Origin of the sequence: Methylocystis sp. JAN1, from assembly GCF_052186135.1 — a bacterium.
Classification (GTDB): domain Bacteria; phylum Pseudomonadota; class Alphaproteobacteria; order Rhizobiales; family Beijerinckiaceae; genus Methylocystis.
This window is the reverse complement of sequence record NZ_CP181499.1, coordinates 1,204,618-1,219,750: the sequence shown is the minus strand read 5'-3', so window position 1 is coordinate 1,219,750 and position 15,133 is coordinate 1,204,618. Positions and strand designations below refer to the sequence as shown.

General features: G+C 58.9%; 10 protein-coding genes and 1 pseudogene. 4 read left to right on the top strand and 7 right to left on the bottom strand.

Annotated elements, in window-relative coordinates:
- Window positions 1-8 precede the first annotated feature (8 nt).
- The gene (locus ACNHKD_RS05745) at window positions 9-971 is read left to right on the top strand and encodes a Csu type fimbrial protein (RefSeq protein ID WP_442756121.1); all 963 of its coding nucleotides are present in this window, start codon (window positions 9-11) and stop codon (window positions 969-971) included.
- Window positions 972-1,646: 675 nt separating this feature from the next.
- Window positions 1,647-2,153 carry a hypothetical protein gene (locus ACNHKD_RS05740; protein ID WP_442756120.1) on the top strand — a complete coding sequence of 169 codons (507 nt, stop codon included), beginning with the start codon at window positions 1,647-1,649 and terminating at the stop codon, window positions 2,151-2,153.
- Here the strand turns inward: ACNHKD_RS05740 and ACNHKD_RS05735 are convergent.
- Complete coding sequence (locus tag ACNHKD_RS05735; RefSeq protein ID WP_442756119.1) at window positions 2,145-2,351, bottom strand: hypothetical protein; 207 nt, start codon at window positions 2,349-2,351, stop codon at window positions 2,145-2,147. The genes ACNHKD_RS05740 and ACNHKD_RS05735 overlap by 9 nt on opposite strands.
- A gap of 1,015 nt (window positions 2,352-3,366) precedes the next feature.
- Between ACNHKD_RS05735 and ACNHKD_RS05730 the strand changes: the two genes are divergently transcribed.
- Entirely contained in the window at window positions 3,367-3,825 is a 459-nt protein-coding gene (locus ACNHKD_RS05730; RefSeq protein WP_442756118.1) for a MarR family winged helix-turn-helix transcriptional regulator, read from the top strand.
- 862 nt (window positions 3,826-4,687) lie between these two features.
- On the opposite strand, the gene ACNHKD_RS05725 is transcribed toward ACNHKD_RS05730, so the two are convergent.
- Window positions 4,688-6,694, bottom strand: a complete 2,007-nt coding sequence (locus tag ACNHKD_RS05725) for a methanol/ethanol family PQQ-dependent dehydrogenase (RefSeq protein WP_442756117.1) — start codon at window positions 6,692-6,694, stop codon at window positions 4,688-4,690.
- 450 nt (window positions 6,695-7,144) lie between these two features.
- On the opposite strand from ACNHKD_RS05725, the gene ACNHKD_RS05720 reads away from it, so the two are divergent.
- On the top strand, window positions 7,145-7,681 hold the full coding sequence (locus tag ACNHKD_RS05720; protein WP_442756116.1) for a hypothetical protein: 537 nt from the start codon (window positions 7,145-7,147) through the stop codon (window positions 7,679-7,681).
- A 160-nt stretch (window positions 7,682-7,841) separates the two neighbouring features.
- On the opposite strand, the gene ACNHKD_RS05715 is transcribed toward ACNHKD_RS05720, so the two are convergent.
- The 5 genes and pseudogenes from ACNHKD_RS05715 to ACNHKD_RS05695 form a co-directional block, all read right to left on the bottom strand.
- Entirely contained in the window at window positions 7,842-10,115 is a 2,274-nt protein-coding gene (locus ACNHKD_RS05715; RefSeq protein WP_442756115.1) for an alpha,alpha-trehalose-phosphate synthase (UDP-forming), read from the bottom strand.
- A 15-nt stretch (window positions 10,116-10,130) separates the two neighbouring features.
- Window positions 10,131-11,291, bottom strand: a complete 1,161-nt coding sequence (locus ACNHKD_RS05710) for a glycoside hydrolase family 15 protein (protein ID WP_442756848.1) — start codon at window positions 11,289-11,291, stop codon at window positions 10,131-10,133.
- A 207-nt stretch (window positions 11,292-11,498) separates the two neighbouring features.
- Window positions 11,499-11,921 (bottom strand): annotated as a pseudogene (locus tag ACNHKD_RS05705) (trehalase-like domain-containing protein); the annotation flags it as partial.
- A complete protein-coding gene (gene otsB, locus ACNHKD_RS05700) occupies window positions 11,918-12,751 on the bottom strand; it encodes a trehalose-phosphatase (RefSeq protein WP_442756114.1) in 834 nt (277 codons plus the stop codon). The gene otsB and the pseudogene ACNHKD_RS05705, both read right to left, overlap by 4 nt.
- A 277-nt stretch (window positions 12,752-13,028) precedes the next feature.
- Window positions 13,029-15,119 carry a 3-hydroxyacyl-CoA dehydrogenase NAD-binding domain-containing protein gene (locus ACNHKD_RS05695; protein WP_442756113.1) on the bottom strand — a complete coding sequence of 697 codons (2,091 nt, stop codon included), beginning with the start codon at window positions 15,117-15,119 and terminating at the stop codon, window positions 13,029-13,031.
- Window positions 15,120-15,133 lie beyond the last annotated feature (14 nt).

Below are 15,133 nucleotides of genomic sequence, written 5' to 3'. Positions count from 1 at the left end.
CAAGCGACGTGTTGGCCACTCGGTTTGCCCGCTTGATCGCATGGGCGGCGATTTGCGGCGGGTTGTTGGTGAACGCAACGGCCCGGGCGCAATCATGCAACGTTTCGATTCCGAACGTGGATTTTGGCCCGGTCGACGTCACCGCCAACGCCGCGTCGAACGCGTCATCGACAATATCCGTCACATGCACGGCCTTGTTGTCCGTGGCGCTGCGCGTCTGCGTCAACCTGGGACCAGGTGGCGGCGGGGCGTTAAACGCTTCCGCTCGATATATGAAATCGGGCGCGAACAGCATGACTTACGGTCTGTTCTCAGACCCCGGCGCAACCAGCCCTGTCGGGTCCAACTTCTGGGCGGGGGGCGGCGGGAGCCCAATTGTCATAGATTTCCCGCTCTTCATCGGCACGGTCACCAGGCATGCGACCCTGTACGGTCAGGTTTCCGCCGGACAGCAAAGCGTTCCCGTAGGATCGTACGCCAGCCATTTCAGCTCATCGGACGCGACAATTCAGTATGGCTTGCTCTCGCTGGTCAGTTGCAATCTCCTCACAAGCACCGCGAGCACGACATTCGACGTCGCGGCGAGCGTTGCGCCCAACTGTTCCATCACGGCCAACAATCTCAACTTCGGGACATTGGGCGTATTGAACGCTGCGGTCGAGGGCGGAACGACCGTATCGCCGCAATGCACGAATGGCACCCCATATACGGTCGGCTTGAATGGCGGGCTGTCATCGGCGACAGACCCCACGCAACGCAAGATGACGAAAGCCGGCGAATATATTTTTTACGGTCTTTACAGGGACGCGGCGCGCACCCAGCCTTTCGGCGACTCGGCTGGAATAAACACTGTCAGCGGGACAGGGTCCGGCTTGGCGCAATCGGTGCCTGTCTACGGGCGCATTCCGCCTCAAATAACGCCCTCGTCGGGCCTCTACGCCGATACGATCATTGTTACCCTGACGTTTTAAGAAGCGCCGCGGTCATGTCAAAGCGCGAGAAGGCGGCCTTATCAGCTAACAACGCAAGAGCATGGGCAAGACACGAATCCAAGGTAAAAGCCGAATGCAGTGGGCGAGCAGATAGGTCGCTCCATAACCGAATACGAACATAAGAGATACGCCGGCGACAATCAGTCGCCATCGGCCTTCGCTCCGCTTCTGACGATAGATCTGAACGACGCTTGGGCTGCGTTTGGCCTCCCCAGCCTCCTCACGCTCGAATTCATCGTGAAGGTGGAATTTGAGTTTAGCCATGGCCGCAAACGCCCGAAGCTTCCCCCGAAATTCAGCAAGACATCAAAGATTTAAAAAAGCGCTTTGAAAATCGGTCAAGTTGCGCGCCTGATAAAGCGCTCCAGCGTTTCATTCGCTCGCCGCCCGGCGCCGCCTAGCCAGAACAAAAGGCCCCGGCGCGCTAGCGGCGTCGACCGGAGCCTGCCGTTTCGTCTCCCCCGGCGAGGACGAAGCGCCGGCGTCACAATACGCGTTTCGCGCGCCGACCGTGCGGCTTAGGCTGCGCCAGGAAAGTAGCAATGGAGCCTATAACGGGATCAGAGCAGAGACCGCGCCGACGCTTAGCAGCGCAAGAACAAAGAGCAACATCTCGAGTTTTTCCATGGCAACCTCCCTTGCGTCCGCCTCTTGATGGGCGGACGTCATGACAATGCCGAAGAACCCGTTTTGGTTTCTTTTTTCTCTGGCCCGGCCGACGCTGGGCCCTTTTTTGAGCAAATCGCCGGCGAGCGCCGGCCCTTACGCGGGATCGATCGTGCAACCAGAATGACGTTTGCCGGTAAGTCCAAGGGCCTTGCGCAGTATGCGGGATTGACGGCCGGCGATCACAAGCCTCCCGGTGTCATAGATGTGCAGGACCGGGCCGCCCTCCGTCCGCACCCTCCATCCGTCGTCAGCCGCATTTCGACTCATTTTGCGGTTGGAAAAGCCAAGAGCGCAAAGCTGCTCGAAGATCGCGCTCGCGCTCACTGGCTTGGTCATAGCGACGCCTTCGCCTTCCTTAACCTTACCCGTGCCGCCGCCATTCTCAGGGATCGGCGAACTCAACGCCAGGATTTCGCTTCCCTGAAACCAGGCGAATTTTGCGCGACGATGGCGTCGTTCTTGGAAAGAAGCAAAAGCCAACGCCTAAAGTAGTTTACCGGCTCGGTAGAGAAGCGATCCGATCCACAGGACGAGCGCGAGATAATAGAGCGCCCAGCCTTCCGCCGGCGGAAACCAGCGCGATATGGTACGGAAGTGTTGCATGTACCACTCGGCGCCGAAATGGACCACGATATTTGTTCCTACCGCGTCGAGGAGGAGGACAAAGAAAATGATCGCTTCGATGCTCATAGGCGATCTCCAGTGTTGCGAAACCTGAGATGTGCGCTTCTCGCTCTCTCAAATAAGCATCACAGGCACGTCTTGATGTCCATGCCATCTCTGCGAGAAGAGGACCCGAAGCAGGGCAAGGCGTTTGTCGACTTTTTCAATCATCCTTTCCTCAGCGCGACAAAGCGGGCGGCGGATGCGCTGCGCGCAACCGCCTTCCTATATATGTCTGGCGTCCGCCTTGGCCGATTTCGAAATCGCCTACGCATTCAGGTCAACGTGCTGAGCCGCCCTGCGCGAATTTTTCGATGACGTTCACGAAGCTCTCGGGTATTCGCCTGATGCATTTGGCCATAGCCGACGGAGAAGCGGCTATGACGTTAAGGGCTGTCTTAGTGAACGCTAAAGCGGAACGAACACTTCTCATGTCGATCCTTTCTCCGGGTGTGCCGAGGCGGCCGAACGCCGGTGATGTCAGCCCAAATGCGAAATGATCGGGGCAAGAGAGACTACAGCGAAAATCACAGCGATCCCGCCGAAAATCCACATCAGTCCCTTCACGCGACCACTCGCGCCGCCCCCGTTGCTTTTTTACATCCGTTCTCATGGCGTCATCGGAAACGGTGGCGCGCTGCCATGATTATATTATATCGTTATACGATACAAATGACATTTTGTCGCACGCTGTGGGCGTGTCGCCGCGACGCGCCTCGCCATGGCGAAAGCGAATGCAACGTTGCGCAATCGCCCGTTGCGCGAGATAGCGCTCGTCAAGCTGGCCGACGAAGCCGCAGCCCGGTTCGAACCTGTGGGAAGGACGGAGCAGGAAAAAGACTTGGAGGCGAGCCCCGCCCGGCCTTCGACCGCCCACCTCCCGTGTCGGGGCATTGGACGGCTAATGTCCGAGATTGTCGTTCAGCCGATAGGCCTGTCCAAATGGGGGTTGCCCATTGACCCGGATGGCCCTTGAGCGCATGGTATTAATCCTAGTGAGCGAGTCCCAGACAGAGGCAACCGGGGCCGCGAGAGGGGCTCCGTGACAACCACGCCACCCGAAATCGCTGACCGTTTAGACCGGCCGGATGCCCAGCCAACAGACAAAGAGCTGGAGGCTTTGGCGAATTTCCGCTTTGCGCTGAGGAAATTTCTCGCCTTTAGCGAGGCGGCCGCGGCCGACGTCGGCATCACAATGCAGTGGTACCAGGCGCTCTTGGTCATTAAGACCTTTCGTGGGGGCGGCCACATCAGTATAGGCGAGCTTGCCGAGCAGCTCGTCATTCGTGACCATAGTGCGGCGGAGCTGGTGTCTCGGCTTGACCAGGCAAAACTAGTGAAGCGGAAAACTGACCCTGCGGACCGCCGCCGTTCGCTCGTTATCATGACCCCGTCCGGAAGTCGCTGCCTCAATCGGCTCGCCTTGCTTCATCTCCGTGAGCTGAGAAAAATCAAGGGTGCATTTACAAGCCTGTTTAAGGCCGGCAGCAATGAATTCTGATAACGAAGCCCGGCGCCCACCGCTATCCTTCCCAGAAACACAAGACCGCGCCACAGTTTTGTTTATTCACCCAACCGAGGGACATAGCCCGGCGGTCTCGCAAGCGAGGCTGGAATCCTCAGACGCCGTCGCGCCTCAGAGACCTCTGCTATATCGTGTTGCGATATAATTGCGACGGGAACTCACGCGTCGTCGGAGGAGGGCGGCGCCTTCGGATCTGAGACAAGGAAAAAAGACATCATCACGCCACGATTGAGTAATATCGTGTCACGATCGATTCTCTCATCGAAGAGTTACAGGGTCGCCAACGCCGGCGTTGAGAGTTTCTCGATTTCAGGCGGGATGGAAAGAAACTCAGACAAGGTTCTCAAGATTCAATGCCAACGAAAAACCCGATCGTCTCGATCGCTTGGACAGCGAACTCCTTGTCCGAGGCGCATCGATCCCACTCCTCCTGGCTTGAAGGGCCGCGTGAAAATCAGGCGGCGCCATCCCTGAAGCCGGACATTGTCGACGCGGAAAATCGATTACCGAGACATCTTGTACCTGCCCGCCTGAGAGACGAAGCGCGCCCCGATGAGGAGCGATCCAAGACCACACCATTGCGGTAGGTTGCGCTGCGCGTCGTTTGTGAAGCCATTGCAAGCGACCTAGAGGACCGTTCTTCACGCGGCGAGAGGGACGGAAAGATCTGCCGCGCCCGTCTTTAGCGCCAGTCCAAGACCGGTCTGATTGTAGGCGCGTTTGCGCCGCTTATGAGTAAGAGCGTTACAGTAGCCGATTTTCTCGAACGCCCGGCGTCACCTTTAAATTGGTGGAACGCCGAGCGCCAGTATTTTGATGTGCGACGTTTACGTCCTGCTTAGTTGGGCAGGGCGAAGACGGTCAGCACGCCGCCGAGGGCGGTGTAGTTGGCGAGCGAGGCGTAGTTGCCCACCGCGCCGAGGCCTTCGTTCGACTTCGACAGGCCCGCCGCCAGGCCGATGCCCGCCCAGCCGCCGACGCCCGACAGAACCGCCACATACTGCTTGCTGCCCGATTCATAGGTCATCACATTGCCGATGATGCCCGACGGCGTCTTATACTTGTAAAGCTCCTTGCCCGTCTTCGTGTCCACCGCCTTCAGATAGCCCTCAAGCGTCCCGTAAAAGGTCACGCCGCCATCCGTCGACACCGCGCCGCCCCACGCCGAGAACTGCTCCTTGTTCGACCAGACGATCTTGCCCGTCTTCGCGTCCCAGGCGATGAAGTTGCCCGTATGGTTCGTCCCGTCGCCCAGCACCTTCCCGGCCGGGAACATTTCCAGCGTCGCGCCGACATAGGGCTGGCCCGCCGTATAGCTCACGCGGAACGGCTCATAGTCCATGCAGACATGGTTCGTCGGAACCAGGAACAGCCCCGTCGCCGCATCGTAGGACGCCGGCTGCTCGTCCTTCGACCCCAGCGCCGCCGGGCAGACGTTCTGCGTGTTCGTGTCCTCGCCATTGTGCTGCGTCGAATATTTGTCGACCACCAGCGGGCGCCCATAGGTCTTGGACGACTTGTCCAGATCCACCTTCGTCGCCCAGTTCACCGCCGGATCGTATTTCTCCGCCACCAGCAGCTCGCCATTGGTGCGGTCCAGCGTATAGGCGAAGCCGTTGCGGTCGAAGTGAACGGCGGTCTTCACCGTCTTGCCGCCAATGTTCTGGTCGGCGAGTATCACCTCGTTGATGCCGTCATAGTCCCATTCGTCATGGGGCGTCATCTGATAGACCCACTTCACCTTGCCGGTGTCGAGGTCGCGCGACCACAGCGTCATCGACCAGCGATTGTCGCCCGGACGCTGATTGGGGTTCCAGGTCGAGGGGTTGCCCGAGCCGTAGAAGATCTGGTTCAGCTCCGGATCGTAGCTATACCAGCCCCAGGTCGTGCCGCCGCCCGTCTCCCACTGATTGCCTTCCCACGTCGTGATCCCCGAATCCTTCTCGACCGGCTTGCCAAGATGCGTCGTCTTGCCCGGCTCGATCAGCGTGTCGGCGTCCGGGCCCATCGAATAGCCGCGCCACACCTGCTTGCCGTCCTTGACCGAATAGGCCGTGATGTGGCCGCGCACGCCGAACTCGCCGCCGGCGATGCCAACCAGCACCTTGTCCTTGAACACATGCGGCGCCGCCGTCGACGTCTGGCCCTTCGACGGATCGCCGTTCTTCACCGACCAGACCAGCTTGCCGGTCTTCGCGTCCAGCGCGATCAGCGTCGTGTCCGCCTGCGACAGGAAGATCTTGCCGTCGCCATAAGCCAGGCCGCGATTGACCGTGTCGCAGCACATCACCGGAACCACCGACGGGTCCTGCTTGGGCTCATATTTCCAGAGGATCTGATGCGCCGGGTCCTTCGCGTCCAGCGCGTAGACAATGTTCGGGAACGGCGTGTGAAGATACATCACGTCCGTCGTCAGCGTCTTGCCGGACGAATCCGTCACCTGCACATTGTTGAGAACCAGCGGCGCGCCTTCATGCCCGCGCAACACGCCCGTCGAAAACTGCCACGCCGGAGCAAGCTTGCCGACATTCTCCGACGTAATCTGCTTCAGCCCCGAATGACGAAGGCTCCAGTAATCCCCCGTCGGCAACGCCCACTGCTTCGGGTCCTTCTGTAAAGAAAGCAACTCGTCGTCAGCATTCGCAGCGCCGGCGGGCCCGCCCGGCGCGACCCAGACAGTCGAACCCTGTACGGCGGACGGCGCGGGCGTTTCCGCTTCTGGCGCGGCCTTAGGGTGATACTTCCGCTCCTCCTCGGGCGTCAGTTTCCACGTTTGGGCAATCAGAGAAGTCGACGCAACCAGCGACAGACCGATCGCTGAACCCGTTAATAGCAGTCTATTCATTGCTTCCTCCCCGACACGTCTCGCGCATCGCCCCGTCATTGGGCCACTTTTTCTATGAGATTTTTTCATGAGCTTCAAATGAAGCTTATGACGTATCTATGTCGTAACGCGACACAACGCCTGAGAGGCGACGGAAATGCCGCAGTTTCGTGGTTTCGCCCGCTTTGCCGTTGCGAGCGCGTGATCGCCGCACGGATAGAATACCGGAACGCCAGCCGCTTTCCAGAACGAAATCTCGCTTTTGCGGACCTATCGGAGCAGCGGCCGTCCTGCTCGTTTAGACGCGAGCACGAATTCATTTATGCCGCGTGCGTTTCACCTGGATAAAAAAGAACGCCGCTGCGTTCAAGCCTTTTTGACGAGAGCGAAACGCGCGGCGACAGGCATTGCGAAAAGTTGACAGATTGATCGTAGGACGATATATCTCGGCAAACGACGGCTTGTAAGGCGATGGCGGTTTATATCTTCCGTAATGGTGGAACGGGCTCCAGATCAGTTTACCACTCATTGCGCAATTTTTTTGACGATCCGGCTCGTCAGTGTTCAATCTGGAATTTCTCCACTTATTACAGCACGAAGAGCCCTGATTACAAACTTACCAAGAAAGAAGCGCTCAGTATTTTTTGTCCTCATTTTTTTGTGGGGGATGCGCCTATCCTGGTTATGCCACGAGAGGAATTTAACTTTGAAATTGAGTTAAGAAATATCAATGGGTTTGCTGGAATGCTCCGTGGCAAATTGGAAAAGGAGCACATGATAAGGCTCGTGAAATTAGTCAGGCAGAAAAGAGAAAAGCTGAGAAAGATTAACAGCGACATTCTCAAACTAAGTATTTATGACTGTATCGCGGACGACGAGAAATCGCTGGAGCTCTACCAAGATGAAATTAATTTCTGCGACCAGTTCATAAAGCGACATGTGGTATATCCGTCAGAAATGCGCGATGGCGCGAGGCGCTCCAGTGTTTCTTTGATTCAATGCTCTTGAGATAGAAGGACACAGCCGGCGCCGATTGGAGGGCATCGTCTGAGCATTCAGCGCGCCGGAGCGCTTCCGCGATGGCAGGATGGCGATCGATTCTGAAGGTTTAGCGCGCTCCAGCTGCGGCGCGCTTTAGCAAAGGCGCGAGTCCGGCGTTCGGAACCACCTACGGGCTCCCGTCAGAGCGCGCGGCCGCCGTCAGAACGCGTTCCTGCTTCCTCAAGCGCGCAGCCTGCAGAAGCATTTGCGCCGCCCAGCCATAAACATTATGGCGCCGCACGAGATCCCTCATCAGTCGCATGCGCTCACGTTGCTCGGACTCAGACATATGCAGGGCCCTGTCCATCGCGCTGGCCATGCTGCTGGTATCGTAGGGATTGACAATCAACGCCTCTGACAGCTCACGGGAAGCGCCGGCGAAGCTGGAAAGAATTAAAACGCCAAGCTCGTCGTCTCGCGCCGCGACGAACTCCTTGGCGACGAGATTCATTCCGTCATGCAAACTGGAGACCACGCAGACGTCAGCCGCGCGAAACAGTTTGTATACCTCGTTCTGTTCATGATGGCGCACCACCAGATGAATCGGCTTCCAGTCGCTCCGGCCATGTCGCTGGTTGATTTCCTCCGCGAGGCGAGCCGCCTCCAATTGCAACGCGCTATAGACCGTAAGTTTGGTGCGTGTCGGCGCGGCGGCCTGGACAAACGCGAATTTTTCCTTCCACTCGGGATGCATGATCAGGAAAGCGTCAATCGCTTTCATGCGGTCGAGAATGCCCTTGGTATAGTCGAATCGCTCAATGCCCACGGCAATGCGTATGTTGTCCGGCAGCCCCAGGCTCCGACGTAACGTTTGCCGACAGTCCTCGATCGGCGGTTGCATTGACAGCGCGCTCGGCGGCCATTCTATCGAAATTGGGTAGGATCGAATAAGAGTCTCGTCTCCCTTTAGCGTGATCGATGCGTTTTCCTTGTCGATTCGGCTTTCCAGGAAGCGATCAACGGCCTCGATAAAATTATTGCAATGGAATTGGGTATGAAAACCCAGGATCGTACTGCCAAGCAGGCCGTCGATAATTTCGTCGCGCCAAGGGCAGATGCCGAAGGTCTCCGAATTCGGCCACGGAATATGCCAGAATGTAATGACCGTCGCCTTGGGCAGTCTGTCTCGAATCATCCTCGGCAATAACGCGAAATGGTAATCCTGGACGAGAATGACCGGATCGTCACACGTGGCTTCTTCAAGCACGACGTCGGCGAATTTTTCGTTGACGGCGACATATTGCTCCCAGTCGGATTCACGAAAATTCGGGCGCACGAAGGCAATGTGGCATAGCGGCCAAAGACCTTCGTTGGAGAAGCCGTAATAATAGCCGTCCCGCTCGCCTTCGCTCAGCCAGACGCGCCGTAAGGTGTAATCTGGATCGTTTGGCGGCACCGCGATTCGATCTGTGGAATCGACGGTTTCGCGATCGGCGGTCCCGCTGCCATGCGCGATCCAGACGCCTCCGCACGCGCGCATGACGGGTTCGAGCGCCGCGACCAGTCCACTCGCCGGAATCTGCAATGTCGCCCGGCCGTCGACCAAATTATGAATGTACGGCTCACGATTCGAGACGGTCATCACCTGTGAGTTTGGGAGTTCCACATCGAGGAGCTGGCTTAATGTCGTCGGCGACCATTCCACATAAATGCCGTCAGCGAATTTGCCTTCGACACGCAACGTGGTCAGAAGCTTTTGGAAGTCTCGATCAACAAGAAAATCGGTCGGCGAAGGCGCTGGCGACGGAACGCCCTGGATGTCGGCGATGGCGCCCTGAATCGAGCGCTTCCAATTTCGCCTCATGGCGAGGACAACGCCCAAAGCCAACATGCCGAGCCCAAGCGCGGCGGCCGTCAAAGTCAGGATGGTGTAAAATTTTGCCTTCCCCGACCGCTCGTCGATGAACGAAAGGTCGTGAACGACGAGGAAATGTCCGCTCGTCGCCCGCTCGTCCAGAGCGACCGAAGTTACGTGGGCGCGAGAGCCCGCGTTTGAAATGATATCCGTCTCCCCCCGACCGATGGCTTTGCAGGAAACGGATTTGGGCATCTGCGCGGTGGCGTAGAGCAGTGTTCCGCTATCGGAGCAGTAGCCAAGGGCGAGCAGACGCTCATCCTCCGTCATACGATCGAGATAAGGGGAGAGATCGCTGTTCGGATTTGCGAGATTCGCCAGGAGTTGGTCGCGTATGGAACGGAAGATGAGTCGCGAGCGGATTTCTATATCTTGCCGCAGCCAGCCCTCGACGATCATTGAGGCAATGGGAGCCAACGCCGTAACGAGAATGAAGGTCGCCATAATGATAATGGCGGAAATCCGCGAGGCTGGATGCCTCGCGACCGCTTGTCCGATTTCGCGTAATTTCCGAGGCGCGCGAAAAATCGATCCCTTGTCATCCAACCCTAGTCGCGTCATTCACCTAGCGTCCTCCCAACCTTTTGAAAGCCGCATCGCTGAAACGATGAGACCCGCCATTGAGTAGGTTTGTGGAAAATTTCCCCATAGCTCGCCCGTCGTCGGATCGAGATCTTCGGAGAGAAGTCCGACGTGATTGACTTTGGCGAGCAGCCCCTCGAACACCTGACGGGCGTCGTCCGTCCGGCCAATCGCCGCGAGCGCGTCAACATACCAAAACGTGCAGATTGTGAAGGAGACGGCCGGAGGCCCAAAATCGTCTGCAGCCGCATATCGGAGCAAACAGCCTTCGCGACAGAGACGCCGTCCGATCTCCTCGACTGTCGAGACAAATCGCTCATCGACGGCGGAGACGATGCCAAGCTCGTGCAACAGCAGTACGCTGGCGTCGAAATCATCCCCGTCGAGCGAGCCGACAAAGCAGCCGAGTTCACTGTTCCAGGCTCGCGTGAGAATCGTTTCGCGCAGCCCGTCGGCGGAGGTGCGCCATTGCGCGGCTCGGTCTTGCAGGCCGAGCTTCGAAGCGATGCGAGAAAGACGGTCGCAGGCGACCCAGCACATCGCCGCGGAATGGGTGTGGATGCGCCTGCGTCCGCGATATTCCCATATGCCGGCATCTGGCGTAAGCGCGCAGCTCAGCGCACTCATCCCTAACGGCTCCAGTCTCCGGAAAAGCCCTTCATCACCCTTCTTCGGCAGTCTCTCATCAAAGAACATCTGCGATGCCGCAAGGATCACGCTGCCATAGACGTCATGCTGGACCTGGTCGCGCGCGGCGTTGCCAATGCGCACCGGCTTATGCCCCAAAAACCCATCCAAAGCCGAAGTCTCGAACTCGTCGATCGCGAGTTCCGGCACGATCGAGTAAACAGGCTTGAGCATCGGCTGTTTCTCGAGCGCGATCACATTCGTCACATATTCAATGAATCGCTCCATCGTAAACGTGGCGCCGACTCGATTGAGAGCATGCACGGTATGAAAGGCGTCGCGAATCCAACAATAGCGGTAATCCCAGTTGCGTTTCGTCCCGCGTGACTCCGGAATGGACGTAGTTAGGGCCGCGACAATCCCGCCTGTGTCCTCGAAGGCGCAAAGCTGAAGCGTGATCGCGGCCCGAATGACCTGTTCCTGCCACTCGAACGGAACGTTGAGCGTGCGCACCCAGTCGCGCCAATGCTCTTCCGTGTAATGATGAAATTCGTGTGCGACGCGCGAAATCGAGTCCGCCAGAACCTCGTCGGCGTGAAGAATGAGCACGATTGAATGAGAGAGCACAAAGCCGGTCTCATTCGTTATGTGTGTAACCGGCGCGTCGGAGGTCAGGCGGACCGCCCCATAGTCCGTGATATAGCGGACATGATTGCTTCCGGGCACCGCCGCGGCGACCCCGGCGCCATAATTCATGTTGGGCCGGCACCGAATGCGAATTCGGCACAGGCCCTCAAGCGGCTCGATCCGGCGCACGATCATCGGCGGCCTGAACACGCGATGATACTGACGGAATCGCGGCGCGAAGTCAGTGATCTGGAATGAAGCGCCCGATTTGGCGCGCAGGACCGTCCGCACGATGGCGGTGTTGCGGACATAGGACTGTTCCGCTTCCGCCTCCTCGTCGAAAGCGACTGAAAAAAATCCGCTTTCCGGCTTATCCCCGTCCACAAGCGCGCAAAACACCGGGTCGCCGTCAATGCGCGGCCAGCAGGTCCAAAGAATATTTCCAAAACGGTCGAGCAATGCGGCTATGACGCCGTTTCCAATAACGGAGAGATTCAGAGACGGGGTCGGAATCATGCCCCGAGGCCGGCGGCGAAAGCGGCAAGCCAGGCCCTGACTTCCGCCGGTTCATTAAAATCGGCGACGTCCTTGGAAAAATGCTCGCCCGCAACCTTGAGCCCCATGCCGCCGTGAAGTTCGGCCGACTGAAACGCGGCTTCGTCTGTGAAGTCGTCGCCAATCATGATCGGCCGACGGCCGAGAAACGGCGGAAAGCGCATTAACGAATCGATTGCCGCGCCTTTGGAAACATGCGCCGGCACGAGCTCATAAACTTTGCGACCCCGGCAAAGGACAAACTCTCTGAAGTTCTCGCTCAGCAAGCGGCGCAATTCCCGCTCGATCCCGGGACCGGCCTCAGGGTTCGCTCGGTAGTGGACCGCAATTGAACTTCTTTTGACCTCGACTTCGGCGCCGTCGAATCTTTCGCTGATGGAGGAAACTGCGGCGGCGGCGGCGGGCGACATCGCCGCGACAGTCGAAACGAACCGATCCCGCGCAATTCGCAACTCAGCGCCATGTTCGCCGGCGATCACCAGTCGCGACGAAGCCAGATAACGCTCTACATCCGTCACCGACCGCCCGGTAACGACCGCAAGAGCGCCGTCTAATGCGCGCATAAGACGACCAAGCAGAGAGCACAGATCGAGGGGTATTCGAATTGTTTCCGGGGTGGGCGCGACGTCGACCAGCGTCCCATCAAAGTCGAGAAAAAGCGCCCAGTCCGCCTTCTTCCGTTCTTTGCCGTCGATCAGCCCAGCCTCCACCTGTTTGCTTATCGACGCGCCGCCGAGCCGGCGAGCGCGTAGGAATGCTCCGTCTCCGGCTAGCGTGCTAGCTGGCAACATCTCCTCCTCGCCGCGCGGAATTTTCTGTCAGCAGGATTTAATGCTCGGGCAATAGGGCGCTATCAAGGCGCGCTCGAAATCAGATCCGAATTTTAAGCTTGCCCATCGCGCTGCCGTCGGTTGAAAGCGACTCGGCGCCGCCGCCAAACCTTCACGGCGCCGATCATCAAATCGCGCGCCATTTCACCAGAGACGCCCTCATTGGCGCGGACTGCAGCCGTCACCATCCCGCTTGCTTGCGGTCGACAGGGCCGGCCGACATTATCGTGACATATGGTCAAGTGGTTGCGCCCAGAGCCGCCCACCCCTCATCCGGCGTAAATCGAGAACCGTACTTTTGAGACAATCCTTGCAAAGCGGCGACAACGGCCTCGGGCCCCCGCGTTTTGGCATAGTGCAAAGGCCCGCCTCGGAAAGGCGCGAAACCGGTTGCAAAGATCATTGCGGCGTCGACAAGATCCTGGTCAGCTACAATTCCCGTTCGAAGGCATTCGACGCAAGCGTTTATAAGCGGCAAAACGAGCCGGTCGATCATCGCGTCGTCGGGCTCTGGCGCGGCGTCTCGCTTCTTCGGCTTGCCGGCCGAATATTCGTAAAGCCCCTTGCCGGATTTGAGTCCCAGTTCGCCTCTTTTCACCATGTCGCGCAGCCAGGCCGGCGTCTCCGGCAGAAGTTTCACGGATTGTCTCAGCCTGTCGGCGACTTCAACACAAATATCAAGGCCGACACGGTCGGCGACCTCGGCTGGCCCCATGGGCATGCCGAAACGCAAGGCCGCTTCGTCGATGGTCTCAGCCCCGACGCCCTCGTCCAACATGGTGAGCGCCTCGAGGAGATAGGGCGTGAGCGCGCGGTTGACGAGAAAGCCGGGCGCGCTCGCAACCGGCGCCGCGAGGCGGTCGATGCGCCCGCAGAAAGAGCTTGCCCTGGCAAGCGTGTCCTTGCTCGAATGATCGTGACGGACGAGTTCAACCAGTTCGAGACTTGCGACCGGATTGAAGAAATGCAGACCGACAAAGCGCTCGGGCCGCTGGAGCGCCTGGCGCAGATCCTCGAGAGGAATGCTCGACGTGTTCGTCGCCAACACCGCGTCGCGCCTCATGCGCGGCTCTATGTCCCGCAACACCTCATGCTTGATGTCGAGTCGCTCGGGCACAGCCTCGATGACGATGTCGGCGCGCTCTACTCCAAGATTATCGAAATCAAGAACGAGACGGTCAAGCGCATCACGTCTCTCGGAAGCGGCGTCGAGCTGGCGCGAGAAGAGATCGCCCGCTCGCTTCGCGACCCCGGCGAGAGCGGCATGATCCGGATCGGCGATCGAAACTCCCAACCCCTTGAGCGCGCACCATGCGGCGATATCGCCTCCCATGACGCCGGCTCCGATGATATGCACGTAATGCAGATCAGAGCTGTTCTCCGCACGCCGCTTCAACTTCTCCCGCAGGAAGAAGACGCGGATGAGGTTTTGCGCGGTATCGCCGACGAGGAGATTAGCGAAAGAATCGCGCTCCTTTTGGAACAGATCCGCCCCTCCGCCGCGCCGCTCCCAGAGATCAATGAGCGCGTAAGGCGCCGGATAGTGCTCCTGCCGCGCTTTCTCTCGAGTTTTGGCGCGCATCTTCCCAGCGGCGTATTTTCGCGCAGGCTTAAATGAAAGCGCACGCGCTCTCAGCCCTCTCCCGGACCGCTTGATTTCGCCGTCGATCGCCGCCCTCGCGGCCGCCAGGACGTGACGCTCCTCGGTGACGAGATCGACGAGGCCGAACGCTTTCGCCTTCGGAGCAGAGATTGATCTACCCGTCAGCATCATCGTCATGGCTTCCAGGGGATCGACCAACCGCGTGACGCGCGTCATGCCGCCAAGGCCTGGATGGAGGCCGAGCTTGATTTCCGGAAATCCGAACGATGCGCTCTTCAGGGCGATTCGATAGTCGCAGGCGAGCGCGAGCTCCAGTCCGCCGCCGAGGCAAAACCCATGGATCACTGCGGCGGTTGGAACTGCGAGGGCGTCCAACCTGTTGATGATTGCTTGCGCCCGGCCCAGGCGGTCCTTCAATTCCTGCGCGTCCCGCAATCCGCGGAAATCGGCGATATCCGCGCCGGCGATGAAGCCGGAGGGCTTGCCAGACCGCAGGACAAGCCCCTTCGGCGATCTGGCCTCGAGCTGGCCGAGACATTCGTCAAGTTCCGACAGAACAGCCTCGGAAAGCGTGTTTACGCTCTCGCCGGCGCGGTCCAGGATCAGCCAGGCGACGTCGTCCGCGTCTCGCTTCAGGAGCCAGTCCTTACCTTTCCAGGATGGCTCGACCCTCGGCCCCACCTCCAATTCTCGCCCTTGAAGGGCCGACCAGACCTTGCCAGCCATCAGGTTCCTCCATC

What these genes read in the sequence shown, in the direction of transcription:
- ACNHKD_RS05740 (WP_442756120.1), top strand. Translation starts at nt 1,647, where the DNA reads ATGGGCGGACGTCATGACAATGCCGAAGAACCCGTTTTGGTTTCTTTT.
- ACNHKD_RS05735 (WP_442756119.1), bottom strand. Translation starts at nt 2,351, where the DNA reads ATGAGCATCGAAGCGATCATTTTCTTTGTCCTCCTCCTCGACGCGGTA.
- ACNHKD_RS05725 (WP_442756117.1), bottom strand. Translation starts at nt 6,694, where the DNA reads ATGAATAGACTGCTATTAACGGGTTCAGCGATCGGTCTGTCGCTGGTT.
- ACNHKD_RS05720 (WP_442756116.1), top strand. Translation starts at nt 7,145, where the DNA reads ATGGCGGTTTATATCTTCCGTAATGGTGGAACGGGCTCCAGATCAGTT.
- otsB (WP_442756114.1), bottom strand. Translation starts at nt 12,751, where the DNA reads ATGTTGCCAGCTAGCACGCTAGCCGGAGACGGAGCATTCCTACGCGCT.
- ACNHKD_RS05695 (WP_442756113.1), bottom strand. Translation starts at nt 15,119, where the DNA reads ATGGCTGGCAAGGTCTGGTCGGCCCTTCAAGGGCGAGAATTGGAGGTG.